The sequence below is a fragment of the Microbacterium sp. dk485 genome, from assembly GCF_004570445.1.
Taxonomy (GTDB): Bacteria; Actinomycetota; Actinomycetes; order Actinomycetales; family Microbacteriaceae; genus Microbacterium; species Microbacterium wangchenii.
On record NZ_SPQW01000001.1, the window covers coordinates 925,982 to 949,473 of the forward strand.

Here is a 23,492-nt window from a genome sequence, read left to right on the forward strand (position 1 = left end):
CTAGCGTGGCGCGGGCGGTCATCCGCCGCTCCCCGCGGGAAACACTCGTGCCCACCTCTGGAGAATCATGCGCCGTTCGCTCGTCCTGGTCGCGGCGGCTGCCGCCCTGACCCTCACCGTCAGCGGCTGCGGCGCGGCGGAGCCTCCGCCGGCAGCCGTAGGATCGCTCAGCCTGCAGGACGAGATCGAGCGTCAGGCCGGAATCCGGGTTGAGGAGACGGGGATCTCGAAGGCTCAGGCGATCGAAGAGCTCATCGTCGAGGGCATCCTCGGCGCCTTCCCGCCGGAGGAACTGCTCCAGGCCGGCTACGACGTCGAGGAGGTGTCCCGGATGCTGGGTATCGCGCTGGCGCCGGAGCCGTATCTCGCGGGCGGCACGCGCGAGCGGTGGGAGGATGCCGGCATCGACATCCCCACCGTGCTGTCGGCGCTCGCCGCCGCCACCCGCGGCATGCCGGATTCCGACGCGTTCGCCTGGGTCGTCCGCACGCAGTTCGCCACGCCGGCGGAGGCTTCCGCGGCAGGGCTGTCACCTGCGGCCGGGGCGGGCTGGGGCGAGCCGGCGGTGTGGGCGCGGGAAATGCCCCCGCCCACCGGCCTGGACGTTCGGAGCATCCGGTTCGCCGTCGGCGTGGACGGCAGCCTTCGTGAGGCGACCCTTGTGGTGGACGGCACGTCGGACGAGGCGGTGTCGGCGTGGATGGCGGCGCTGCCGGACGTTCCCGTGACCACGCACACGTCGTCCTCGACCGCCTCCGGCGACACCGAGGTCTGGCTCACGTCGGGCGCGAAGGTGAGTGACGCCTTCGATGGCCTGCCCCCCGCCTGGACTGCGGCCCTGCCCCTGGGCGGTCTGGCATACGGGTGGGCCGGCGTCGAGCATGAGGTGCGCTTCGACGGCGTCCCACCCGCCCTCCCTTCGTTCCACCTCGTTCTGCAGGAATCGAATCGCATCGATGTGTACCGCCAGTGGATCGCGGCGAGCGGCCAATGGACGTTCACCCTCGAGGACGGGCAGGTCTTCCGCGCGGAGAACGCCGACTTCGTCGTGCAGGGGATGCGCGCCACCGACGGCACCGACGAGCTCACGATCACGGCGAAGAGGTGGGACATCCCCGGGCTGGATGGCCTGCGCCCCTGACCGGTTCAGTGCAGGCGGCGGGTCTCATCCAGCAGCACGCCGGGGACCTTGCGAAGGGCGCGGACGAGGATGCGCGCGTCCGGTGCCGCCGCGCCAGGCCGCGCGGTCAGCCAGACGCGCACGGCAGGGGGGAAGGCGGCGGTTCTCCCCGGCGCGACCTCCCCGAGCGCCTCGGCGCGCGCATCCCACCCCCGCCGGTCGGCCTCGGCGACGATCGCGGCGACGGCGGCCGCATCCTCGGCGAGCAGGGAGTGGGGCGCACGGTCCATCGCCCGATTCTCCTCGCACGCCGCCCCCACCGCACCGCCATAGAATCGCGGAGTGCCCCTGCCTCTCCTCTACGTCTGCGTGCGCCCGCAGGAGGAGGCCGCAGCCGCCGAGTACGCGTCGTTCCGCGAAGGGATGCAGCGCGACGAGTCGGGCCTCGCACGCCATGACCTCGTGCGCGCGCCGCTGCCCGACGACGTCTTCGACCGGTACGCGGGCTTCGTCGTCGGCGGCAGCCCGTTCAACCTGACCGATCCCGACGGCGAGAAGACCGACGCCCAGCGGCAGGTCGAATCGGGCCTCGAGGAGATCGCGGCCCAGGCGGCCGCATCCGCCACCACGGCGCTGTTCACGTGCTACGGCATCGGCGTCGTGACACGGATGCTGGGGGGCGAAGTGTCGCGCGCGTTCCCCGAAGACACCGGCCCCGCTGAGATCCGGCTCACCGCCGACGCGGCCGGAGACGCCGTCTTCGGCGGGCTCGCGAGCCCGTTCACGGCGCTCACCGCCCACAAGGAGGGCGCAGCGGCGGTGCCGCCGGGGGCCATGCTGCTGGCGGAGAACGACGCGTGCCCCGTACAGGCGTACCGCGTGGGCGACCGGCTGTACGCGACGCAGTTCCATCCCGAGCCCACCACGCACGCGTTCACGGCGCGCATGGCGATCTACCGCAACGACGGGTACTTCCCGGCGGAGGACTTCGACCGGCTGTCGGCGCGCGTGCTCGCGGCATCCGTGTCCGAGCCCGCCCGTCTCCTGCAGCGCTTCGCCGCCACCGCCTCGGCCTTCTCCGCCTGACGCCGCGCACCGAGGTCGGAGAATCGCACCCAGGTCGGAGCATGCGGGCCGCATCCTCCGACGTCGGCGCGAATCTCCGACGTCGCGAACGGCGGACGGGCGACGGGAGTCAGTCACCCTGGGGGCGCAGCAGGCGCAATCCGGCGACGGCGAGCGGGATGAGCGCGACCGCGGCCGCGACCACGATCGCGGTCACGCCGATGGCGGTGTTCTGCGGCTCCTCGGTCAGGCGCCCGACCGCGAGCCACGCCGCTCCCCAGCCGATCGCGAGGCCCGGCGTCACGCGCCATCCGCTGGCCCACGCCATCGCCAGCCCGATCACGCCCACGACGATCAGGACGGGGATGCCGAAGGCGGCGGGGTTCTCGCCCCACTCCTGCGGCACCGTCTCAGTCAGCCACGCCGTCGTGTTGGCGACGGTGGCGAGGCTCACCCAGCCCAGGTGCAGGCCCGTCACGCCGTCGATGAGCACGGAGTCCACCGCCCCGTCGCGGGGCGTGCGCGTCACGACGGCGACGCGGAAGGTGATGGCCAGCGCGATCAGCAGCAGCACGATCACCACGACCGTCAGCGGCAGCGCCCAGAACTGCGCGGCCACGAGCCACATGCCGTTGATGACCGCCGTCAGAGCGATGAGCCAGCCGAGCGCGCGCTGACGGGGGTTCGCCCGCTGGCCCGGCAGCGCCTGCCACACCGCATAGGCGATGAGCCCGGCGTAGATCACCGACCAGATCGAGAACGCCGGGCCCGCGGGCGCCAGGTAGGTCGAATCGGAGTCGAGCGATCCGCTCTGCGTGTTCTCGACCGAGGTGCCGCCGAGGAAGCCCGTGCCCAGCAGGGCGGAGATCAGCATGAACGACACCGCCGAGAGCACGACGATCTGACGGACGAGGTCGAGCGGGCGCGCCGGGGTCGTGGTCGTGGTCATGCCCTCGACGGTACGTTTTCCCCTCTTCCGGCCGCGCCGGGTTGACAGCGGCACTTGCGCCGACCTCGGGCGGGCGCAAGAGGGGTGTCTCCCTGGCCGGCACGGGTTAGGGTCGCTGCATCCGATCCCCGCACAGCACGACCGAGGAGCAGTCATGTCGAACGGTTCGCCCGCATCCGACTCCCCCCTGGAGCACGAGCCGGTGGATGAGGACCGGCCCGCCGACCCGGATGAGAGCCTCCTCGGGCCCGTGCCCGAGGACGAACGCCCCGTCGACCCCGCCGATCTCGTCGAGGAGCCGCCCCTCGACGACGAGCGCCGCGTGCGCCTGGACGACGCGGGGGGCGAGGCGGTCTAGAGCGCCGGGCCCGTCACCACGGCCGACTCCGGCGGGATCGTGACGATGCGCGCATCCTCGGTGCCGCTGATCGTCGCTCCGTCGGTGGCCAGCAGCACCACCGCATCCGCTGCCACCGCGCAGTCGGCGGGAGCATCGGTGAGGTTCGCGAACACCGTCAGGTCGCCGCACGCGAGGTGATACGTGCGCCCGTGAGGTCGGTCGTCGACCCGGGCGTCGCGAGCGGACCAGCTCGGGTTGGTCAGCTCGGGGCGCTCCCGCCGCAGCTGCGCCAGGTCGCGGTACAGCTGCAGCAGTCGCCGGTGGTCGCCGTGGGATGCTTCGTCCCAGTCGAGCTTGGACCGTGTGAAGGTGTCGGGATCCTGCGGGTCGGGAACGACCGATTCGTCCCATCCCATCTCCGCGAACTCCGCGATACGTCCCTTGGCCGTCGCCTCGCCGAGCTCGGGCTCGGGATGGGAGGTGAAGAACTGCCAGGGCGTGGACGCCCCCCACTCCTCCCCCATGAACAGCATCGGCGTGCCCGGCGTCGTGAGGGTCAGCACGGCCGTCACCGCCAGGCGCGAGTACGGCAGGTTCTGCGACAGACGGTCGCCGGTGGCGCGGTTGCCGATCTGGTCGTGGTCCTGCGCGAAGGTCACGAGGCGCCACGCCGGGACCTCGCCGGGGATGCGGCGGCCATGGTCGCGCCCGCGGAACGAGGAGTACGTGCCGTCGTGGAAGAACCCGCTCGTACTCACCTTGACGAACGCCTGCGCGTCGGCGAAGTCGGCGTAGTAGCCCACGGTCTCCCCCGACACGGCGACGTGCACGGCGTGGTGCCAGTCATCGCTCCACTGCGCGGTCAGGCCGTAGCCCCCGGCCTCCCGCGGGAGGATGAGGGTGGGGTCGTTCATGTCCGACTCGGCGATCGTCGTGAGCGGCCGCCCGACATGCGCCGACAGCGCGTCGACGGCTTCGGCGAGCTCGCGCAGGATGTGCGTGGGGCGCTCGTCGTGGAGGGCGTGCACGGCGTCCAGCCGCAGCCCGTCGACGTGGTGGTCGCGCAGCCACATGAGGGCGTTGTCGATGATGAAGGACCGCACGGCCTCCTCGTCGAGGTTGACCGAGTCGCCCCACGTGTTGCGGCTGCCGGTGCGCAGGTACGGGCCGAACTCGGGGAGGTAGTTGCCGCTGGGGCCGAGGTGGTTGTAGACGACGTCCTGGATGACGGCGAGCCCGGCTGCGTGCGCGGCGTCGACGAAGCGCTGGTACGCCTCCGGCCCGCCGTAGGCCTCGTGGGCGGTGTACCAGAGCACGCCGTCGTATCCCCAGTTCCACACCCCGTTGACGCCGTTGACCGGCAGGAGCTCGACGTGGGTGACGCCGAGCTCGACGAGATGATCGAGGCGGCCGATCGCGGCATCCAGCGTGCCCTCGGGCGTGAAGGTCCCGATGTGCAGTTCGTAGATGAGGCCGCCGGCCAGCTGGCGTCCCGTCCAGGATGCGTCGTTCCACGCGTACCGCGACGGGTCGAACCACGCCGATGCCGCGTGGACGCCGTCGGGCTGGCGGCGCGAGCGGGGGTCTGGTCGGAGCTCGCCGCTGTCGTCGAGGACGAAGCCGTAGCGCTCGCCGTCGGCGAGGTCGACCTCGGCGAACCACCATCCCGCGCCCGGATGCGGACCGCCCGTGCCGCGTCGCAGCGGCACCTCCTCGACGAGGGTCGTGCCGTCGTCGCCGAGTCGCTGCAGTCGCACTCGTTCGGCGCGCGGCGCCCATACCTCGATCATCGCGTTCCTCCTTCGCGCGGGGTGTGCACTGCCGCGTCCTCGGGGACGAGGAGTGCGACGGGATACGTCGACAGCAGGTCGGCCAGCGGGATCACGCCGCCCTCGTACCGTCGCCCGGTGAGGACGTCGACGGCGGGGGTCTCACGCCGCAGCAGCGCCGTGTCGCCCCATCCGCCCCGCCGTGCCAGCCCGAGGGGCAGGCGTGTGGCCACCGCCTGGGCACCGCCGCGGTCGAAGGCGACGGCATGCGCGGATGCCTCGCCCACGACCGTCAGCGGCGTGTAACGCGTGAACAGATCCGGCCGGTCGCGCCGCAGCCGCAGGGTCCGCGAGGTCAGGAGCAGCTTGGCGGCCCCGGTGGCGTCGACGTCGGGGAGCTCCCCGCGGTCGAATCCGGCGTCCACGTCGGCCAGCATCGCGGCGCGCGCGGGGAAGTCGACCGCGCGGCGGTTGTCGGGGTCCACGAGCGAGAGCTCCCACAGTTCCGACCCCTGGTACACATCCGGCACGCCCGGTCCGGCGAGCTGCAGGAGCTTCTGCGAGAGGCCGTTGACCCACCCGGGCGCGAGGATCTCGCGGACGAACCCGTCGACGAGCTCGGCGGCGTGCCCGGTCGCCGCATCCACGACGGCGTGCATGGCCGACTCGAACGGCTCCACCGGGTCCCACCATCCGGTCGACTCCGCCGCCTCCCGCGCCGCCTTCTCGGCGTACGCGTGCAGGCGGGCGGCGAAGTCGTCGGGCAGGGGGAGCCCGGGCCACGCGCCGACGATCGCCTGCCACAGCAGCGTGTCGAAGGGCCCGTGCCCGGTGGTGGCGACCTGGCGGAACTCCTCCAGCACGCGCGACCAGCGCTCGGGCATCTCCGACAGGACCGTGAGCCGCGCGCGCACGTCTTCGCCGCGCTTGGTGTCGTGTGTGGACAGCGTCGTCATGGCGTGCGGCCACGCGGACTGGCGGGCGGCCTGCGCGGCGTGGAAGCCGGCCACCGGGAGGGCGAACTGCGAGGGGTCGCCGCCGACCTCCGTGAGGGAGCCGAGCCGGTTGTACCGGTAGAACGCGGTGTCCTCGACGCCCTTGGCCATGACGGGGCCGGTGGTCTGCTGGAAGCGGCGCGCGACCTCCAGCGACGGGTCGGCGAGGACGGGGACGAGTTCGGCGATCTCGCCGGCGAGGTCGGGGCGGCGACCGGAGGCCTCGGCGGCGGCGGCATCGAGGTGCTCTCGGCCGGCGGGCAGGTAGGACCGGTACACCGGGAAGCACGCCAGCAGCTCGGCGAGGGCGTCCTGCAGTCGCTGCCGGTCGCCCTGCCCGACGGGGATCGGGAGTCCGCGGATGAGCCGGCGGATCTCGGCGACCTGGATCGTTTCGGCGATCATGCGCTTGGTGTCGTGGATGAGGTCGTGCCACGCGGATGCGGCGGGCAGGCCGGTCTGCGTGCGCAGCCGCGCGTCGAGGGCGTTCAGGCCCTCCTCGCCGACGGGGTCGGTGAGGACACGGCCGTACTCGGCCAGCGCGTCGTACCCCGTGGTGCCGTCCGTGGCCCACCAGGCCGGCAGCGCCTCGCCGTGCTCGAGGATCTTCTCCACCAGCACGTACGCGTCGCCGGTGGCGCCGGCCAGCTGCTCGAGGTAGCCGCCGGGGTCGAGCAGCCCGTCGGGGTGGTCGACCCGCAGACCGTCGGCCAGGCCCTCGCGCAGCCACCGCAGGATCTCGGCGTGGGTGGCCTCGAAGACCTCCGGCCGCTCCACGCGCACGCCGGCCAGCGTCGTCACGGCGAAGAACCGCCGGTAGTTCAGTTCGGCGGCCTCGTCGCGCCAGAACCGCAGCTCGTAGTGCTGTCGCTCGAGCACGGCCCGCACGACCTCGGGGTCGCTCCAGGGCGTCGCCGTCGCCGCCGTCGTGCCGTCCTGCGAGACGGCGACCGGGCCGCCGTCGTCGATCGATCCCGGCGTGAGCGGGAAGACGTGGTCGAAGTAGCGCAGCACGCCGGAGGGGGCATCGGCCGCCGGGGTGGGATCGACCACGAGCTCGCCGGCCGCGAGCACCTCGTCGAGCGACGCGCCCAGCACCGGGACGCACACGCGCCCGCCGCCGTACTCCCAGTCGATGTCGAAGGCGTCGGCGTGCGCCGAGTCGCGCCCCAGGCGCAGCACGTCCCACCACCACGGGTTCTCCCGCGGAGCGGAGATGCCCATGTGGTTGGGCACGATGTCCACGAGGATCCCCAGGCCCGCCGCGCGCGCGGCGTCGGAGAAGCGCGCGAGCCCCTCCGCACCCCCGCGCTCGGGGTCGACGAGCGTGGGATCGACGACGTCGTAGCCGTGGTCCGAGCCAGGCGTCGCGCGCAGCAGCGGCGAGAGGTACGCCCAGGAGACCCCGAGTTCCCGCAGGTAGCCGGTCACCGCGGCCGCCGCATCCAGGTCGAACGCGGCACGCACCTGCAGGCGGTAGGTGGTCAGGGGTCGCGCGGTCATCCCACCTCCGGCTTGGGCGAGGGGGAGGGGACGATGTCGATCGCGCTCGTGTGGAACGTCAGCGACGCAGCGACGGAGTGATCCACCTCCGGCTCGGGCAGGTCGTGCTCGCACAGCACGAGCAGCGACTTCCCCTCCAGTGGCACCACCGCGCCCGGCTCGACAGGCGCCGTGTTGGCCTGCTCCCCCGCCGTGTCCACGAGCACGTCCCACTCCGGGCTGAATTTCACGTCGGGGATGCGGAAGTCCACACGCTCGTCGCCGGCGTTGAAGAGCACGATGAAGTGGCGGTCGGAGATCTGCTCGCCCCGACGGTCGCGCTCGCGGATCCCCTGGCCGTTGAGGAAGACCCCGATCGCGCGGCCGAAGCCGGACTCCCAGTCCTCGGGCTGCATGACCGAGCCGTCCGGCCGCAGCCACACGACATCGGGCATCGGCGCGCCCTCCTCCATCTTCACGGGGCGGCCGTTGAAGAAGCGGCTGCGGCGGAAGGTGGGGTGCTCCTTGCGCAGCCGCGACAGCGCCGCGGTGAACTCCACGAGGGGCTGATCCGCGTTGGCCCAGTCGACCCACGTGATCTCGTTGTCCTGCGCGTACCCGTTGTTGTTGCCGCCCTGGGTGCGGCCCATCTCGTCGCCGTGCAGCAGCATCGGCACGCCCTGGCTGAGCAGGAGCGTGGCGATGAAGTTCCGCTGCTGGCGGGCGCGGGCAGCCAGGACGGCCGGGTCGTCGGTCGGGCCTTCCACGCCCATGTTGTCGGAGCGGTTGTGCGATTCGCCGTCGTTGTTGTCTTCGCCGTTGGCCTCGTTGTGCTTGTCGTTGTACGACACGAGGTCGCGCAGCGTGAAGCCGTCATGGGCGGTGACGAAGTTGATGGATGCCACGGGCCGGCGTCCGGAGTGCTCGTAGAGGTCGGCGGATCCGGTCAGACGCGAGGCGAACTCGCCCAGGGCCTGCGGCTCGCCGCGCCAGAAGTCGCGCACGGTGTCGCGGTACTTGCCGTTCCACTCCGTCCACTGCGGGGGGAAGTTCCCGACCTGGTACCCACCGGGCCCGACGTCCCACGGCTCGGCGATGAGCTTGACCTGCGAGACCACCGGGTCCTGCTGCACGAGCTCGAAGAAGGTGGCCAGCCGGTCGACGTCGTAGAACTCGCGGGCGAGCGTGGAGGCCAGGTCGAAGCGGAAGCCGTCGACGTGCATCTCCAGCACCCAGTACCGCAGCGAGTCCATGATCAGCTGCAGCGCGTGCGGATTGCCTACGTTGAGGCTGTTCCCCGTGCCGGTGTAATCGGTGTAGTACCGCTTGTCGTCCTGCTCGAGGCGGTAGTACGCCTCGTTGTCGATGCCGCGCATCGACAGGGTGGGCCCCAGGTGGTTGCCTTCGGCGGTGTGGTTGTAGACCACGTCGAGGATGACCTCGATCCCCGCCGCGTGCAGCGACTTGACCATCGCCTTGAACTCCTGCACCTGCTGGCCGTGCTGGTCCGTGGAGGTGTAGGTGTTCTGCGGAGCGAAGAAGGCGATGGTGTTGTAGCCCCAGTAGTTCGACAGCCCCTTCTCCTGAAGGGTCGAGTCGTTCACGAACTGGTGGACCGGCATGAGCTCGATCGCCGTGACGCCGAGCTTCTGCAGGTGGTCGATGACGGCGGGATGGGCGACGCCGCTGTAGGTGCCCCGCAGTTCCTCCGGCACGTTCGGGTTCAGCTGCGTGAGGCCCTTCACGTGGGCCTCGTAGATGAACGAGTCCGCGTACGGGGTTTTGGGCTGCCGGTCGCCGCTCCAGTCGAAGAAGGGGCTCACGACGACGCCCTTCATCATCGCCGCGGCGGAGTCGTCGTCGTTGCGGGAGTCGGGGTCGCCGAAGTTGTAGCCGAACAGCGACTGCCCCCACTGCACCTGACCGTCGACGGCCTTGGCGTAGGGGTCCAGGAGCAGCTTGTTCGGGTTGAACCGCTGACCGTTCGCCGGGTCGTAGGGGCCGTGCACGCGGTAGCCGTACCGCTGCCCCGGCTGCACGGTGGGGAGATACGCGTGCCACACGTACGCGTCCACGTCCACGAGGTCGACGCGGGTCTCCGAGCCGTCCTCTCCGAAGAGGCAGAGCTCGACGCGTTCGGCCCCTTCACTGAAGAGCGCGAAGTTCGTTCCGTTGCCGTCGAACGTCGCACCGAGGGGATAACTGGATCCTGGCCATACCTGCACGGGGAAACACTACGTGAGCGAGAAATCGGCGCTCGGGAGTTGACCGGCGGCCCTCGCCGCACTATGCGCGCTCGGGCGGGGAGAGCAGGAGCCCGATCCGCTCGTCGAGGTATCGCGACAGCGGCATGTACCCGCCCGCCGCGCTCCACCGCACGACGGGCACCCCCTCCTGCACCGCCAGCGGAACGGTGCCCGCAGCCAGCTCCGCCGGCTCCAGCCGCGTCCAGCCCACGTGCACCGTCTCACCGTCGGCGAATCCGCCCCGGCTGGCGGCGTGCGCGAGGCCGGCCCTGGCACGCTGCGACTCGGCCGTGTAGCCGCGGACGGCCTCCGTGCGCGCGCGGACCACGTCACCGGTGGCGAGCACCGCGTCCTCGGTCAGCAGGAGCACCCCCAGGTGCCACGCCGCTCCGGCGGGCACGATCCGCGGGGAACGCGGGATGCCCAGGATGCGGCGGGGCCGCCGCAGCTCGCCGAGACGCTCCCGCGGCGCCCCGTCGAGACGGTTGCGCGCCCGGGCGAGGAGGTCCTCGATTCCGTCTCCGGCGCCCGGCTGCGCGCTCATGCCGCCGCGATGCCGCCGAGGAGGCACCACGCGCCGACGATCACGAAGACCGGGGCGCCGAGGATGGCGCACCAGAAGCTCGGCGCGGCGCGTCGGCGCAGGAGGTAGGCCAGCACCGCGGCGGCCACCAGGAGCACGGCTGCGACGGCGAGGACGCCCTGCCCGAAGAGGACGGCGAGCGGGAAGAAGTGCACCCCGACGACGAGGAGGATGAGGACCGGGATGAGCTCCGGGCGCGCCCGCCGCCGGAGCACGAGCACCCCGACCACGGCGACCACGACCTCGAGCCAGAAGGCCACGACGTACCCGATGAAAGCCGGTGTCCCCGGCTCGATGGCCGTGCCGGTGTCCCACGTCCTGATCGCGGCCGGGATGCCGAAACCCACGAGCGCGAGCCCCGCGGCGCACAGGACCAGCAGTGCGATCCGCCAGCCTCGCGACGGCGGCCGCTCCTGGCCCCATCCGGCCCACACGAACGCCGCCAGCCCGAAGATGACGCCGATCGTGGCGAGGTCGCGCGGGAACTCGGTCGCCGGCATGGGGCTAACCTAGCCCCGCCCGTTCCTCCCGCGCACCCTCTCCTTCGATCGGGCCGCGTGAGAGCCCGACCGCACGGGCGCCGCGCGAGGTGGCCGCCGACACTGCGACCGACTCATCGACGTCGGGGTAGCGGGGCCGCAGCGTCACCGGAGTGCGCCGGCTCTGCGAGCGCTTGGCGCGACGGGCGGAGGCGATGAGGTTCAGCGCCTCCACGAAGACCGCGAACGCCATCGGGCCATAGATGAGCGCCTTGTCGATGTGCAGTCCGAAGCCCTCCGCGATGAGGAACACGCCGATCAGCAGGAGGAAGGACAGTGCCAGCATCTTGACCGTGGGGTGCTTGTTCACGAACGTGAAGATGAACCGCGACGCGAACAGCATGATGCCGAACGAGAGCACAACGGCGGTGATGATGACGATCATGTTGGTCGTCATCCCGACCGCGGTGATGACCGAGTCGAGGGAGAAGACGAGGTCGAGGGCGAGGATCTGCAGGAGCACCGACCCGAAGGTCGCGGTGCCGCCGCCGGAGTCCGCGTGCTCCTCCGCCCCCTCGAGCTTCTGGTGGATCTCGTGGACGGCCTTGTAGACGAGGAACAGGCCGCCCAGGATCAGGATGAAGTCCTTGATCGAGAAGCCCAGGTCGCCGATCTGCAGGATGTCGGCGGTCAGCGTGATGATCCACCCGGCGAGGAAGACCAGGCCCACTCGCAGGACCATCGCGAGGGTCAGGCCGAGATTGCGGGCCCGCGCCTGCTGCGCGACAGGGAGCTTGGAGGCGAGGATCGAGATGAAGATCACGTTGTCGACGCCCAGGACGAGTTCCAGCACGAACAGCGTGAGGAACACGGCGATGAGGTCGGGCGTGATGACGAGGGAGAAGTCCACGCTCCGATGTTAGGGCTCGCTCACACCCTCTCCTGACCGCACGCCGTGTGCCGTCATCCGGCGTCCTCGACCGCCGCTCGCGCCCGCTGCGCCGCCCGGGCCGCCGTCTTCGCCCGATCGCGAGCCTGTGTGTGCTCGTCCTGCAGATCCGTGACCTTCTCGTCCGCGGCATCCGCGTCGCGCTCGATGCGCGCGAGCTCTGCGCGCAGGTCGTCCACCCGCTCGTGGAGCAGATCGGCGCGCTCGCGCGCCTTGGCGAGCTTCCCTTCGATGCGCGCCGCTTCCCGGTCGGCCTCGGATGCGGCGCGGTCGGCGTCGCGCGCCGCTGCCTCTGCGGCTTTCCGTGCACGCCGTGCGGCGAGATCGTCCCGGCCGGGGGCGGGGCGGTCGGGCACTCCGGGAACGGATCCCGCCACCGCGTCGACCAGATCGGCCGCATCGATGCTGTCGGCGTGCACCGTCCGGACGAGCCGGCCGGTGAGGATCGCCGCGCCGGCTGCCGCATCCACGATCGCGGCGTTGATGGTCAGCTCGACCTCCTCCAGGACCGCTCGGCTCAGGGGCGTGCCGGCATCGCGGGCGAGGGCCCCCGCGCGGCGTGCGAGTCCGGCGACGAGGGCGCGCCGCTGCTTGCCCAGCTTCGCCAGCTCGGGCGCGTCCAGCTCGTCCTGCGCCTCGTGCAGGGCTTGCGACAGCTCGAGCGCGTCGGCCAGCTGCCCGTCGCGCACCAGCAGGTTCACCGCCCACGCGGCGACGGAGGGCTTGCGCAGCGCCTTGATCTGCTTCGCCAGCGCGCCGGTGGCCGACGCCGCTCGCTCGTTCCTGGCGGCCGTGAACTCCGCCGGGGGCAGACCGTACAGGGCGTCGGCGGCCGCGTCGAGTTCTGCCACCGCATCCGCCATGCGCCCATTCTGGCCCGCGTCACACGGCGGTGGAGGCAGACCCGCGGACCTGGCGATGCAGCCCCTGCATGCGCGCGTCGAGCTCGGCGGCCGTGTCGGCGGCCGACTTGAGGTTCTCCAGCAGCTCCTCCGGCACGTGCCGGTCGTACTTGTAGTAGATCTTGTGCTCCAGGCTCGCCCAGAAGTCCATCGCGATCGTGCGGAACTGCACCTCGACCGGCACGCCCACCCGCCCGGTGGAGAGGAACACCGGCACCTCGAGCACCGCGTGCAGGCTCTTGTAGCCGTTGGGCTTGGGCTCGGCGATGTAGTCCTTGACCTTCAGCACGGTGATGTCGTCCTGCTGGGTGAGCAGGTCGAACAGCCGATAGGCGTCCTCGACGAAGCTGCACGTGATGCGGATGCCGGCGATGTCCATGAGGGAGGTCCGCAGCGAAGCGAGGCCGGGCTCGAGTCCCTTGCGCCGCACCTTCGCGACGATGCTGTCCGGTGATTTCACGCGGCTGGTGACGTGCTCGATCGGGTTGTAGTCGTGCACCTCCTGGAACTCCTCGCGCAGGATCGAGATCTTCGTCTCGACCTCGGCCAGGCCGAAGCGGTACTCCATGAGGAACCGTTGGAACTCGTCGCGCATCGCCCGGAGGGCCGAACCCGACACGGTGATCTGCTGCTCTTCGAGCGATTCCGGCATGCCCGCGAATCTACGGACGCCGGCTACGAGCCTTCTGTGAGATGACGGTCACACCGCCGCGTGGTGCGGATGCCGGCGCTCCAGTGCCGCACCCTCCACGTCGACGTTGGGCAGGATGCGGTCGAGCCACCGTGGCAGCCACCATGCCGACCGGCCGAGCAGGTGCGTCACGGCCGGCACCAGCAGCATCCGCACGACGATGGCGTCCAGCAGCACACCGAAGGCCAGCCCGAAGCCCATCGACTTGATGATGACGGACTCGGAGGTGATGAAGCCGCCGAACACCGAGATCATGATGAGCGCCGCGGCGATCACGACGGTGCGCCCGGCGCGGAAGCCCTGCGCGACGGCCAGCCGCGCCGGTGCGCCGTGCACGTACGCCTCCCGCATCCCCGTCGCCAGGAACAGCTGGTAGTCCATCGCGAGCCCGAACAGGATCCCGACGAGGATGACCGGCAGGAAGCTCAGGATGGGGCCCGGATCGTGGATGCCGAACAGCGCACCGAGCCAGCCCCACTGGAACACCGCCGTCACGGCGCCGTACGTCGCGAACAGCGACAGCACGAACCCGCCCGTGGCGAGCAGCGGCACCAGCAGCGACCGGAAGACCATCACCATGATGAGGAAGGACAGGCCCACGACCACGACGAGGTACAGCGGCAGCACGTCGGCCAGCCCCTCGGAGATGTCGATGTTGATGGCGGCCTGCCCCGCCACGCCCAGGACGATGTCGCCGTCGATGGGCGGCAGCTCGCGCAGATCGCGCACGAGCCGCTCGGTGGAGACGCTGTTGGGGCCCTCTGCGGGAACCACTTGGAAGACCGCGAGCGAGGAGTCCTCGGCGATCGCGACCGGGGCGACGGCGTCGACGTCCTCCTGCGCGGCCAGTTCGCGGGCCACCGTGAGCTGCGCGTTCTGCACGGCGTCCTCGTCCAGGCCCGCCGGCAGGGATGCGGTGACCAGGAGCGGCCCGTTGAGTCCTTCGCCGAACGCCTCCTCGGTCGCCGTGTAGGCCCGGTAGGCCGGGGAGTCCTCGGCCTCCGAGCCGCCGTCGGGCAGGCCCAGGCGCATGGACAGCGCCGGGATCGCCACGACCAGCAGCGCCACGACCGCGACGACCGCGGTCACGACCGCCCGCAGCGTCGACATGGGCGTCACGGCCCGTCCGCGCGCGCGGGACTCCTGCGGCGCGTCGGCATGCGCGGCCGCGCGCGCCCGTGCGCGCCGGCCGAGCACGCGGGTCCCGGCCAGCCCCAGGAGGGCGGGGGTGAGCGTCACCGCGATCAGCACGGCGATCGCGACGCTCGCCGCCCCGGCCGTGCCCATGAGTCCCAGGAACGGGATGCCGGTGATGTTGAGGGCGAGCAGCGCGACGATGACCGTCGTCCCGGCGAACACGACGGCATTGCCGGCGGTGCCGTTGGCCAGCCCGATCGACTCCCCCACGTCGGCCCCCTGGAGCAGCTGGCGGCGATGGCGGTAGAGGATGAACAGCGAATAGTCGATGCCGACGGCCAGGCCCAGCATGACGCCGAGGATGGGGGTCACCGACGCCATCTGCACGACGCCGGAGAACGACAGGGTCGCCAGGGCGCCGATCGCCACGCCGGTCAGGGCCGTGACGATGGGGAACGACGCCGCCAGGAGCGAGCCCAGCACGACGACCAGGACGATGCCGGCGATGGCGACGCCCACCGCCTCGCCGACACCGAGGATCTCCGGGACGCCCTGGGAGATGTCGGTCGAGAACGACACCTCCACCCCGTCGATCGGCTCGGCCGTGAAGTGGTCCATGACGGCCTGCTTCGAGCTCTCCGGCAGCTCCAGTCGCGGCTCGGTGAACGACACGCTGACCAGGGCGGTCGCGCCATCCTCGGACACGACCCGGATGCCGTCGGCGTAGGACAGCAGTTCGGCGCCCCGCTCGAGCTGTGCCTCCTGCTCGGCGAGCGTCGCCTCGCCCTCCTCGAGCTGCGCTTGCTGCGCATCCAGCTCGGCGAGACCGGCGTCCAGCTGCGCCTGCTGCGCATCCAGCTGAGCGAGCTGGGCGTCCAGCTGCGCCGTCGGGAGCCCCTGCGCCTGCGCCTGCGCACGCCCCGCCTCCAGCTGCGCCCGCCCGGCGTCCAGCTGCGCCTGCGCGTCGGTCAGTTGCGCACGCCCGGCCTCCAGCTGCTGGCGGCCGGCGTCGGTCTGCGCACGGGCGTCGTCCAGCTGCGCACGCCCGGACTCCACCTCGGCGCGCTGGTCGGCGAGCTCCTGCTCTGCGTCGAAGGGATCGATGACGTCCGAGACATCGGGCAGGTCTCCCGCCGTCGCCACGAGGGCGGCGATCTCCTCCCGCTGGGCATCGGTGAGCGCCTCGCCGTCGTCGGCGGCGAACACCACCGTGCCGGAGGCGCCGCTGAACTCGGGGAGGGTGTCCTCGAGCTCCGCGATCACCTCCCCTGAGGCCGTTCCGGGGATGTCGAAGCTCGAGCTGAGCCCCTTGAAGCCCAGCGCGAAGCCGCCACCGGCCAGCGCGAGCAGGGCGATCCAGGCGATCACGACCGCCCACGCGCGGCGCGCGGCGAAGGTTCCCAGACGGTGGAGAAGTTCGGCCATGCGGATCCTCTGTTTCGTGAGGGCAGGCCCGCCGAGGGGCACCCTCGACGCCGACGAGCAGCAGCTAAGATAACACGGACCGTCTCGTCTTCAGATCGGAGCCGCCATGCCCCTGCCCCGCAGCGGACCCGTGCGCAGCGAGGCCGCACGGCAGGCGATCCTGCAGGCCACCGCCGATCTGCTCACCGAGCGGGGGTACGACTCACTCACGATCGAGGGCATCGCCGCGCGCGCCGAGGTGGGCAAGCAGACGATCTACCGCTGGTGGCCCTCGAAGGGAGCCGTCATCGCGGAGTGCCTGCTGGAGGGCAAGATCCTGCCCGGGCGCCTCCTCGTCCCCGACACCGGCGACATCCGGCGCGACCTCTCGCAGTGGCTCACGACGGTGTTCGCTCTGCTCGGCGAAGAGCAGGGCGAGACGCTACTGCGCTCGCTCGTGGCCGCCGCCGCCGAGAACGCCGACACCGGCCGCCGGCTGCGCGACAGCCTCACCGGCTCGGGATCGGTTGCCGGACGCCTGCGCTCGGCGATCGGCACGGCCCCCAATCTCACTCCCGACACCCCGGTGGACGAGCTCGCCGAGGCGCTCTCGGGCGCGGTCATCCTCCGCGCCCTCAGTCGCGAGCCGCTGCGCGAGGCGGACCTGGTGCGACTTCTGGACGCCGTGCTGGGACGGTGACCCTCACGCCGGCGGCGCCGTCGTGGACCGGACCACCAGGCGCGTGGCCAGGCCCACCTGAGTGGCATCCGGCACGTCTCCCCGCATGAGCGTCACCAGGAGCGTCGCAGCCGTCGCCCCCAGCAGCTGCATCGGCTGATGCACCGTCGTGAGCGGCAGCGCCGCCTGCGAGGACTCCGGGATGTCGTCGAATCCGACCACCGACAGATCGCCGGGGATGCTCAGGCCCAGACGCGTGGCGACTTCGATGACGCCGAGGGCCGACAGGTCGTTGGCGGCGAACACCGCCGTGGGCCTGTTCGGCGAATCCAGCAGGAGCCGGGCCTGCTCACGGACGGTCTCGGGGTGGTACATGCCGACCCGCACCAGCGCGGGGTCGTACGCGATGCCGGCCTCGGACAGGGCGCGACGGTACCCGGCGTCGCGCGCGATCGACGAGCGCAGATCCGGCCGGCCCGCGATGAAGCCGATGCGGCGGTGCCCGAGTTCCACGAGGTAGCGGGTGGCCTCCCACGCCCCCGTGAAGCTGTCCGATTCCACGGTGGGCACGTCGGCACGACCGGTGTGCGGGTCGATCGCGACGATCGGCACGTCGACGGAGACGCCCAGGATCGTGGGCGTGACCATGATGGCGCCGTCGATCAGCGTGCCGCTCAGCCGGCTGAGCGAGCGCCGCTCCCACCCTTCGCCGTTCTGCTGGCGCGATCCGCTGTACGCGAGCAGGTCGTAGTGGGTGTCGCGCAGCGCGCGGCCCACGCCTTTGAGGATCTCGGCGCTGAACGGCTCGAAATCGGCCACGAGCACCCCGATGACGCCCGTGCTGCGGGCGCGCATGCTGCTGGCCACGAGGCTGGAGGCGTACCCGAGCTCGGCCACCGCAGCGAGCACGCGCTCGACGGTCTCGGGTGAGACGCCGTAGCGCCCGTTGACCGCTTTGGACACGGTGGCGACGGAGACACCCGCCGCACGGGCGACGTCGTTGATGGTGGGACGCCGCGACATGGCGCCGATCCTAGCGTGATGGAAAATGTTTTCGAAAACGTTTGACGCGATCCCGCGCCCTGCGCACACTGGCTGAGCACCCGGCGATGCACACGCGCGGGATGCGGCACCTCGATGGGCGAGAGTGCACTCAATGAAGAGACAGGTGATCACATGAGAACCAAGCGATTCGCAGCGGGGGCGGTGGCGCTCGCGGCAGGTGCGCTCGTTCTGAGCGCGTGTTCGGGGGGCGGCGGAGGCGGCTCGGACTCGGGCGACGGCTCGGTCGAGATGACGCTGTGGCAGAACTCCACCACGGGACCCGGCCAGCAGTTCTGGAAGGACGCCATCGCGGCGTTCGAGGAGGAGAACCCGAACGTCACGATCAAGATGCAGTCCGTCCAGAACGAGGACATGGACGGCAAGCTGCAGACCGCGCTGAACGCCGGCGACCCGCCGGACATCTTCCTGCAGCGCGGTGGCGGCAAGATGGCCGCCATGGTGGACGCGGGCCAGCTGATGGACCTGACCGACCTCATCGACGACGGCCTCAAGGAGGAGATCTCCGAGGTGGCGTTCGCCGCCGAGACGTACGAGGACAAGATCTGGGCGATGCCCCTCTCCGTGCTGCCCGGCGGGTTCTTCTACAGCCAGGACGCGTTCGACGCCGCCGGCATCACCGAGAACCCCACCACGGTCGACGAGCTGAAGGCCGCGGCGGAGGAGCTGAAGACCACCGGCATCGCCCCCATCGCCCTGGGCGCCAAGGCGGCATGGCCGGCCGCGCACTGGTACTACTTCTTCGCGCTGCGCGAGTGCAGCTCGGACGTCATCGAGGAGACCAGCGAGACCAAGGACTTCAGCGACGAATGCTGGCTGAAGGCCGCCGAGGACCTCGAGGACTTCGCATCCATCGACCCGTTCAACGACGGCTTCCTCACCACGGAACCGCAGCAGGGCGCCAACAGCTCGGCCGGTCTCATCGCCAACCGTCAGGCCGCGATGGAGCTCATGGGGGCCTGGAACCCGGGTGTGATCGCGTCGCTGACCCCGGACGAGAAGCCGCTGCCCGACCTGGCGTGGTTCCCCTTCCCCGAGGTGGACGGCGGTCAGGGGGAGCCCGGGTCGCTCATGGGCGGCCTCGACGGCTACTCGTGCGCTGCGCAGGCTCCTGAGGAGTGCGCCGACTTCCTGAACTTCGTCGCCAGCGCCGAGCAGCAGACGAAGTACTACGAGGCCTTCCAGTCGCCGCCGGTGAACTCCGTCGCGCAGGAGGCGGTCACCGAGCCCTACCTGGTCGGCATCCTCGAGGCCTACAACCAGGCGCCGTTCGTGTCGCAGTGGCTGGACACCGTGCTCGGCCAGAACGTCGGCAACGCGCTGAACGTGGCCGTCGTGGACATGCTGGCGGGCAACAGCTCGCCCGAGCAGTTCATCGAGACCGTCAACACGGCGGGTGCGCAGGGCTGAGTATGTCCATCCGCGAGATGTCCTCCACGGGCGATTCCGATCTCGCGCAGCACGACGGGGGCGGCGTCACGCCGCCCCCGTCCGTGCCGCGGGATCGCCGCCGCCCGCGTGGGCTGGGCTGGGCCGGGCGCCTCGAGGTGCTGGTCATGGTCGGCCCCGCCGTCCTCTTCTTCGTCGGCTTCGTGATCCTCCCCGTGATCATGGCCGCCTACTACGGGTTCTTCCGCTGGTCCGGCTTCGGCCCGGCGACCGACTTCGTCGGCCTGCAGAACTACGTCGTCATCTTCACCGACCCCAACTTCCAGGCAGCGCTGCTGCACAACGGCTTCATCGTCGTGATGTCGCTCGTGCTGCAGGGCCCGCTCGCGATCCTGCTGGCGCTCCTGCTGAACCGCCGGATGCGCGGGCAGTCCGTCATCCGCGTGCTGATCTTCGTCCCCTACGTCATCGCCGAGGTCGTCGTGGGAACCGGCTTCAGCCTGCTGCTGGCCACCAACGGCGCGGCCAACGGCGCGCTGGAGAACCTGGGGCTCGGGTTCCTCCGCGCAGACTGGCTCTCCGACCCCTCGATCGCGATCTGGACGCTCATGGCGATCCTGACGTGGAAGTACATCGGCTTCGCCGTGATCCTGTTCCTCGCGGGGTTGCAGGGCATCCCCGAGGAGCTCTACGAAGCGGCCGCCATCGACGGCGCGTCGTACTGGCAGATCCAGCGCCGCATCACGCTGCCGCTGCTGGCCCCGACCCTGCGCATCTGGGCGTTCCTGTCGATCATCGGAGCGCTGCAGCTGTTCGACCTCGTCTACATCATCTGGGGGCAGTACGTCTCCTCCGTGGCGGGCACCAACACGATGGCGATCTACATGGTGGCCACGGGCCGCAACTCCGGAAACTTCGGGTACGGCAACGCCGTGGCCGTGGTGATCTTCGTCATCTCGATGATCGTGGCGCTCGTCTACCAGCGCTTCATCCTGCGCCGCGACACCGCCGGCGCGATCACAGAGAGGGGTGCTCGATGAGCACCATGGCCATCACCACACGTCGCGCGACGCCCCTCTCGCGCACGCGACAGCGCCTGCCGTGGGGACCCCCGGTCGTCTACTTCATCGCCCTGGTGATCATCGCGCTCATGCTCGGACCGGTCATCTACATCATCATCGGCGGCTTCCGCACGAACTCGCAGATCACCCTCGAGCCGGCGGGCTTCCCCGCGCCGTGGAACTTCGAGAACTACCTCGGCGTCATCACCAGCGGGCAGTTCTGGACGCAGGTGGGCAACTCCACGATCGTGGCCCTCGCCACCACGGTCGGCGCGGTCGCGCTGGGTCTCATGGCCAGCTACGTCATCGCGCGCTACAGCTTCCGCGGGCGTGGCGCCCTGTACGCCCTGTTCGCCTCGGGGCTGATGTTCCCCATCACCGTGGCCATCACGCCGCTGTACATCGTGGTGCGCAGCCTCGGCCTGATGAACACGCTGCCGGGCATCATCCTGCCCCAGATCGCGTTCGCACTGCCCACGACGGTGATCATCCTGGTGCCGTTCCTGCGTGCCATCCCGGACGAGATCCAGGAGGCCGCCTACATCGACGGATGCGGACGCCTGGCCTTCTTCTGGCGCATGGTCCTGCCGCTGGCGGTGCCCGGTGTCATCACGGTGGGCATCCTCGCCTTCATCGGCAGCTGGAACGCCTACCTGCTGCCGCTGTTCATCCTCAACAACGAAGAGGCCTTCACCCTGCCGTTGGGCGTGCAGGCGTTCTCGTCGCAGTACTCCGTGGACACCGCACGCGTGCTCGCGTTCACGTCACTGTCGATGCTGCCCGCCCTGGTGTTCTTCAGCCTGTTCGAGCGGCGCATCGTGGGTGGCCTCACGGGCGCGGTGAAGGGCTGACATGTCTCAGGAACGCTCGGAGCCTTCGGCGCGCGTGCGCGCGCTGCTGGCGGACATGACCCTCGAGGAGAAGGCGGCGCAACTGGTCGGCTACTGGGTCGATCAGGGCGGGGAGGTCGTCGCCCCGCTCGCGGACGAGATGGTCACCTCCACCAAGTACGCCGACGCCACCGTGCACGGGCTCGGACACCTCACGCGCGTGTACGGCACGCGGCCGGTCGAACCGGTCGAGCGCGCACGGTGGCTGTGGGAGGAGCAGCGGCGGCTGCGCTCGGAGACGCGCCTGGGCATCCCGGCCATCGTCCACGAGGAGTGCCTCACGGGCCTGGCCGCGTGGAAGGCGGCGACCTTCCCCACGCCGCTCGCGTGGGGCGCCTCCTTCGACCCCGACCTCGTGCAGGAGATGGCGGAGAGCATCGGCGACTCCATGCGTGAGCTCGGCATCCACCAGGGCCTCGCTCCGGTGCTCGATGTCATCCGCGACCCGCGGTGGGGGCGCGTGGACGAGTGCATCGCCGAGGATCCGTACGTGGTGGGCACGATCGGCACCGCGTACGTGCGCGGCCTGCAGCATGCCGGCATCCACGCCACCCTCAAGCACTTCGTCGGCTACTCCGCCTCGCAGGCGGCGCGCAACCACGCCCCCGTCCACGCCGGACCCCGGGAGATCGCCGACGTGCTGGTGCCGCCCTTCGAGATGGCGCTGCGCGACGGCGGGGCGCGGTCGGTCATGAACTCCTACGCCGAGATCGACGGCGACCCCGTCGGGGCGAGCCCGGCGTATCTGACCGACCTGCTCCGTGGCGAGCTCGGATTCGAGGGGGTCGTCGTCTCGGACTACTTCTCCGTCGCGTTCCTGCACTCCACGCACGCCGTCGCCGCCGACCTCGGCGAGGCCGCCGAGCTCGCCCTGGCCGCCGGCATCGACGTGGAACTGCCCACCGGCGACGCGTACGCCGAGCCCTTGCTCGCGCGCGTGCGGGAGGGCATCGCCGACGAGGCGCTGCTGGATGCCGCGGTCCTGCGCGTGCTGACGCAGAAGGAGCAGCTGGGCCTGCTGGACGAGTCCTTCGCCGAGCCCCCCGCCTCGATCGACCTCGACTCGCCGCGGCACCGCGACATCGCGCGGCGCCTGGCGAGCGAATCGGTCATCCTGCTGGCCAACGACGCCGTCCTGCCGCTGCCTGCCGCGACCGTGCGCCGCGTCGCGGTGATCGGACCCAATGCCGACTCGTCCGAGGCGCTCATGGGCTGCTACTCGTTCGCCAACCACGTCCTCGCGCACCACCCCGATGTCGCGCTGGGCATCGCCATCCCGACGGTGCTGGACGCCGTCCGCGCGGAGTTCCCCGACGCGGCGGTGGACGCCGTGCGCGGATGCGACGTCGAGGGTGAGGACGGTTCCGGCATCCCCGGCGCCGTGGCCGCCGCGGCGGAGGCCGATGTGGCGGTCCTCGTCGTCGGCGACCGCGCGGGCCTGTTCGGTCGCGGCACGGTCGGCGAAGGCAACGACGTCGAGGATCTCGAGCTGCCGGGACGCCAGCGAGACCTCGTCGAAGCGGTCGCCGCGACGGGCACCCCGGTCGTGCTCGTGGTCGTCTCCGGACGCCCCTACGCGCTGGAGTGGGCCCTGACCGGGCCGCACCCGGTCGGCGCCGCGCTGCAGACCTTCTTCCCCGGCGAGGAGGGGGCGGATGCGGTGGCCGCGGTGCTGTCCGGCCGGGTGAACCCGTCCGGCCGGCTCCCCGTGTCGCTGCCGCGTTCGGCCGGCGCACAGCCGTACACGTATCTGCACCCCTTCCTGGGGGGACCCAGCAGCATCACCAGCGCCGATCCCACGCCCGTCCTGCCGTTCGGTCACGGGCTCAGCTACACCACGTTCGAGCACGCCGGGCTGGAGGTGACGCCTACGGTGGCAGCCGGCGACGTCTTCACCGCCGCCGTGACGGTGCGCAACACCGGCGCGGTCGCGGGCGCGGATGTCGTCCAGCTGTACGGCCACGACGTGTACGGCAGCATCACGCGGCCCCTCGCCCAGCTGCTGGCGTACCAGCGCGTGTGGCTCGAGCCGGGAGAGGCCCGGGAGGTCACCTTCACGGTGCCCACCGCACGCCTGGCCTTCACCGACCGCTCCGGGCGTCGCATCGTCGAGCCCGGCCGGGTCGACGTGTGGGTCGGGCCGTCGTGCGCGCAGCGCGAGGCGGAGTCCGTCGTACAGGTCACCGGCGACGTGCACCCGGTCTCGCCGGGAGACGCCCGCGTGGCGACGGCGACGGTGGGACCGGCTCTCCGCACCCCGGCGGCGGAGGACGCCGCACTGACCGCCTCGCGCGTCTGAG

Annotated in this window: 20 protein-coding genes; 8 read left to right on the plus strand and 12 right to left on the minus strand. The window is 71.2% G+C overall.

Going from position 1 to position 23,492, the window contains the following annotated elements; genetic code table 11:
• Positions 1–67: 67 nt before the first annotated feature.
• Entirely contained in the window at positions 68–1,141 is a 1,074-nt protein-coding gene (locus tag E4V99_RS04235) for a hypothetical protein (protein WP_135063197.1), read from the plus strand.
• 5 nt (positions 1,142–1,146) lie between these two features.
• On the opposite strand, the gene E4V99_RS04240 is transcribed toward E4V99_RS04235, so the two are convergent.
• Positions 1,147–1,410 carry a hypothetical protein gene (locus tag E4V99_RS04240; protein WP_135063195.1) on the minus strand — a complete coding sequence of 88 codons (264 nt, stop codon included), beginning with the start codon at positions 1,408–1,410 and terminating at the stop codon, positions 1,147–1,149.
• A gap of 52 nt (positions 1,411–1,462) precedes the next feature.
• Here E4V99_RS04240 and E4V99_RS04245 point away from each other — a divergent pair, with 52 nt between their 5' ends.
• Complete coding sequence (locus tag E4V99_RS04245; RefSeq protein ID WP_245233118.1) at positions 1,463–2,206, plus strand: GMP synthase; 744 nt, start codon at positions 1,463–1,465, stop codon at positions 2,204–2,206.
• 109 nt (positions 2,207–2,315) lie between these two features.
• Here the strand turns inward: E4V99_RS04245 and E4V99_RS04250 are convergent, their stop codons facing one another.
• A complete protein-coding gene (locus tag E4V99_RS04250) occupies positions 2,316–3,134 on the minus strand; it encodes a tryptophan-rich sensory protein (protein ID WP_135063193.1) in 819 nt (272 codons plus the stop codon).
• Positions 3,135–3,288: 154 nt separating this feature from the next.
• On the opposite strand from E4V99_RS04250, the gene E4V99_RS04255 reads away from it, so the two are divergent.
• On the plus strand, positions 3,289–3,492 hold the full coding sequence (locus E4V99_RS04255) for a hypothetical protein (protein WP_135063192.1): 204 nt from the start codon (positions 3,289–3,291) through the stop codon (positions 3,490–3,492).
• Here the strand turns inward: E4V99_RS04255 and treZ are convergent.
• The 9 genes from treZ to E4V99_RS04300 form a co-directional block, all read right to left on the minus strand.
• Positions 3,489–5,264, minus strand: a complete 1,776-nt coding sequence (gene treZ / locus E4V99_RS04260) for a malto-oligosyltrehalose trehalohydrolase (protein WP_135116521.1) — start codon at positions 5,262–5,264, stop codon at positions 3,489–3,491. The two genes, E4V99_RS04255 and treZ, sit on opposite strands and share 4 nt — an antisense overlap.
• Positions 5,261–7,741 (minus strand): malto-oligosyltrehalose synthase, encoded by a 2,481-nt coding sequence (treY, locus tag E4V99_RS04265; RefSeq protein ID WP_135116522.1) that lies wholly within the window; start codon positions 7,739–7,741, stop codon positions 5,261–5,263. Before treY ends, treZ begins: the two co-directional genes overlap by 4 nt.
• Positions 7,738–9,945 (minus strand): glycogen debranching protein GlgX, encoded by a 2,208-nt coding sequence (glgX, locus tag E4V99_RS04270; RefSeq protein ID WP_135063186.1) that lies wholly within the window; start codon positions 9,943–9,945, stop codon positions 7,738–7,740. Before glgX ends, treY begins: the two co-directional genes overlap by 4 nt.
• A gap of 61 nt (positions 9,946–10,006) precedes the next feature.
• Positions 10,007–10,510 (minus strand): glutaminase, encoded by a 504-nt coding sequence (locus tag E4V99_RS04275; protein WP_135063184.1) that lies wholly within the window; start codon positions 10,508–10,510, stop codon positions 10,007–10,009.
• On the minus strand, positions 10,507–11,049 hold the full coding sequence (locus tag E4V99_RS04280) for a hypothetical protein (protein WP_135063183.1): 543 nt from the start codon (positions 11,047–11,049) through the stop codon (positions 10,507–10,509). The genes E4V99_RS04275 and E4V99_RS04280 overlap by 4 nt, the downstream gene beginning before the upstream one ends.
• A 4-nt stretch (positions 11,050–11,053) precedes the next feature.
• A complete protein-coding gene (locus E4V99_RS04285) occupies positions 11,054–11,938 on the minus strand; it encodes a TerC family protein (RefSeq protein ID WP_135063181.1) in 885 nt (294 codons plus the stop codon).
• 53 nt (positions 11,939–11,991) lie between these two features.
• Positions 11,992–12,840 carry a transposase gene (locus E4V99_RS04290; protein ID WP_135116523.1) on the minus strand — a complete coding sequence of 283 codons (849 nt, stop codon included), beginning with the start codon at positions 12,838–12,840 and terminating at the stop codon, positions 11,992–11,994.
• A gap of 19 nt (positions 12,841–12,859) precedes the next feature.
• Complete coding sequence (locus E4V99_RS04295; RefSeq protein WP_135116524.1) at positions 12,860–13,531, minus strand: GTP pyrophosphokinase family protein; 672 nt, start codon at positions 13,529–13,531, stop codon at positions 12,860–12,862.
• 48 nt (positions 13,532–13,579) lie between these two features.
• Positions 13,580–16,132, minus strand: a complete 2,553-nt coding sequence (locus E4V99_RS04300; RefSeq protein ID WP_135116525.1) for an MMPL family transporter — start codon at positions 16,130–16,132, stop codon at positions 13,580–13,582.
• A 106-nt stretch (positions 16,133–16,238) separates the two neighbouring features.
• On the opposite strand from E4V99_RS04300, the gene E4V99_RS04305 reads away from it, so the two are divergent.
• Positions 16,239–16,811, plus strand: coding sequence for a TetR/AcrR family transcriptional regulator (locus E4V99_RS04305; protein WP_135063173.1), 573 nt, complete (start codon positions 16,239–16,241; stop codon positions 16,809–16,811).
• A 3-nt stretch (positions 16,812–16,814) separates the two neighbouring features.
• On the opposite strand, the gene E4V99_RS04310 is transcribed toward E4V99_RS04305, so the two are convergent.
• On the minus strand, positions 16,815–17,813 hold the full coding sequence (locus E4V99_RS04310) for a LacI family DNA-binding transcriptional regulator (RefSeq protein ID WP_135063171.1): 999 nt from the start codon (positions 17,811–17,813) through the stop codon (positions 16,815–16,817).
• Between the two features lie 153 nt (positions 17,814–17,966).
• On the opposite strand from E4V99_RS04310, the gene E4V99_RS04315 reads away from it, so the two are divergent.
• From E4V99_RS04315 to E4V99_RS04330, 4 genes are read left to right on the plus strand one after another with little or no spacing between them, the layout of a single operon-like run.
• Entirely contained in the window at positions 17,967–19,262 is a 1,296-nt protein-coding gene (locus E4V99_RS04315) for an extracellular solute-binding protein (RefSeq protein WP_135063169.1), read from the plus strand.
• A 2-nt stretch (positions 19,263–19,264) separates the two neighbouring features.
• Positions 19,265–20,281 (plus strand): sugar ABC transporter permease, encoded by a 1,017-nt coding sequence (locus tag E4V99_RS04320; RefSeq protein ID WP_240742785.1) that lies wholly within the window; start codon positions 19,265–19,267, stop codon positions 20,279–20,281.
• 5 nt (positions 20,282–20,286) lie between these two features.
• Entirely contained in the window at positions 20,287–21,153 is an 867-nt protein-coding gene (locus E4V99_RS04325; RefSeq protein WP_240742920.1) for a carbohydrate ABC transporter permease, read from the plus strand.
• 1 nt (position 21,154) lies between these two features.
• Entirely contained in the window at positions 21,155–23,491 is a 2,337-nt protein-coding gene (locus E4V99_RS04330) for a glycoside hydrolase family 3 N-terminal domain-containing protein (protein WP_135116526.1), read from the plus strand.
• The last annotated feature ends 1 nt before the right edge of the window (position 23,492 follow it).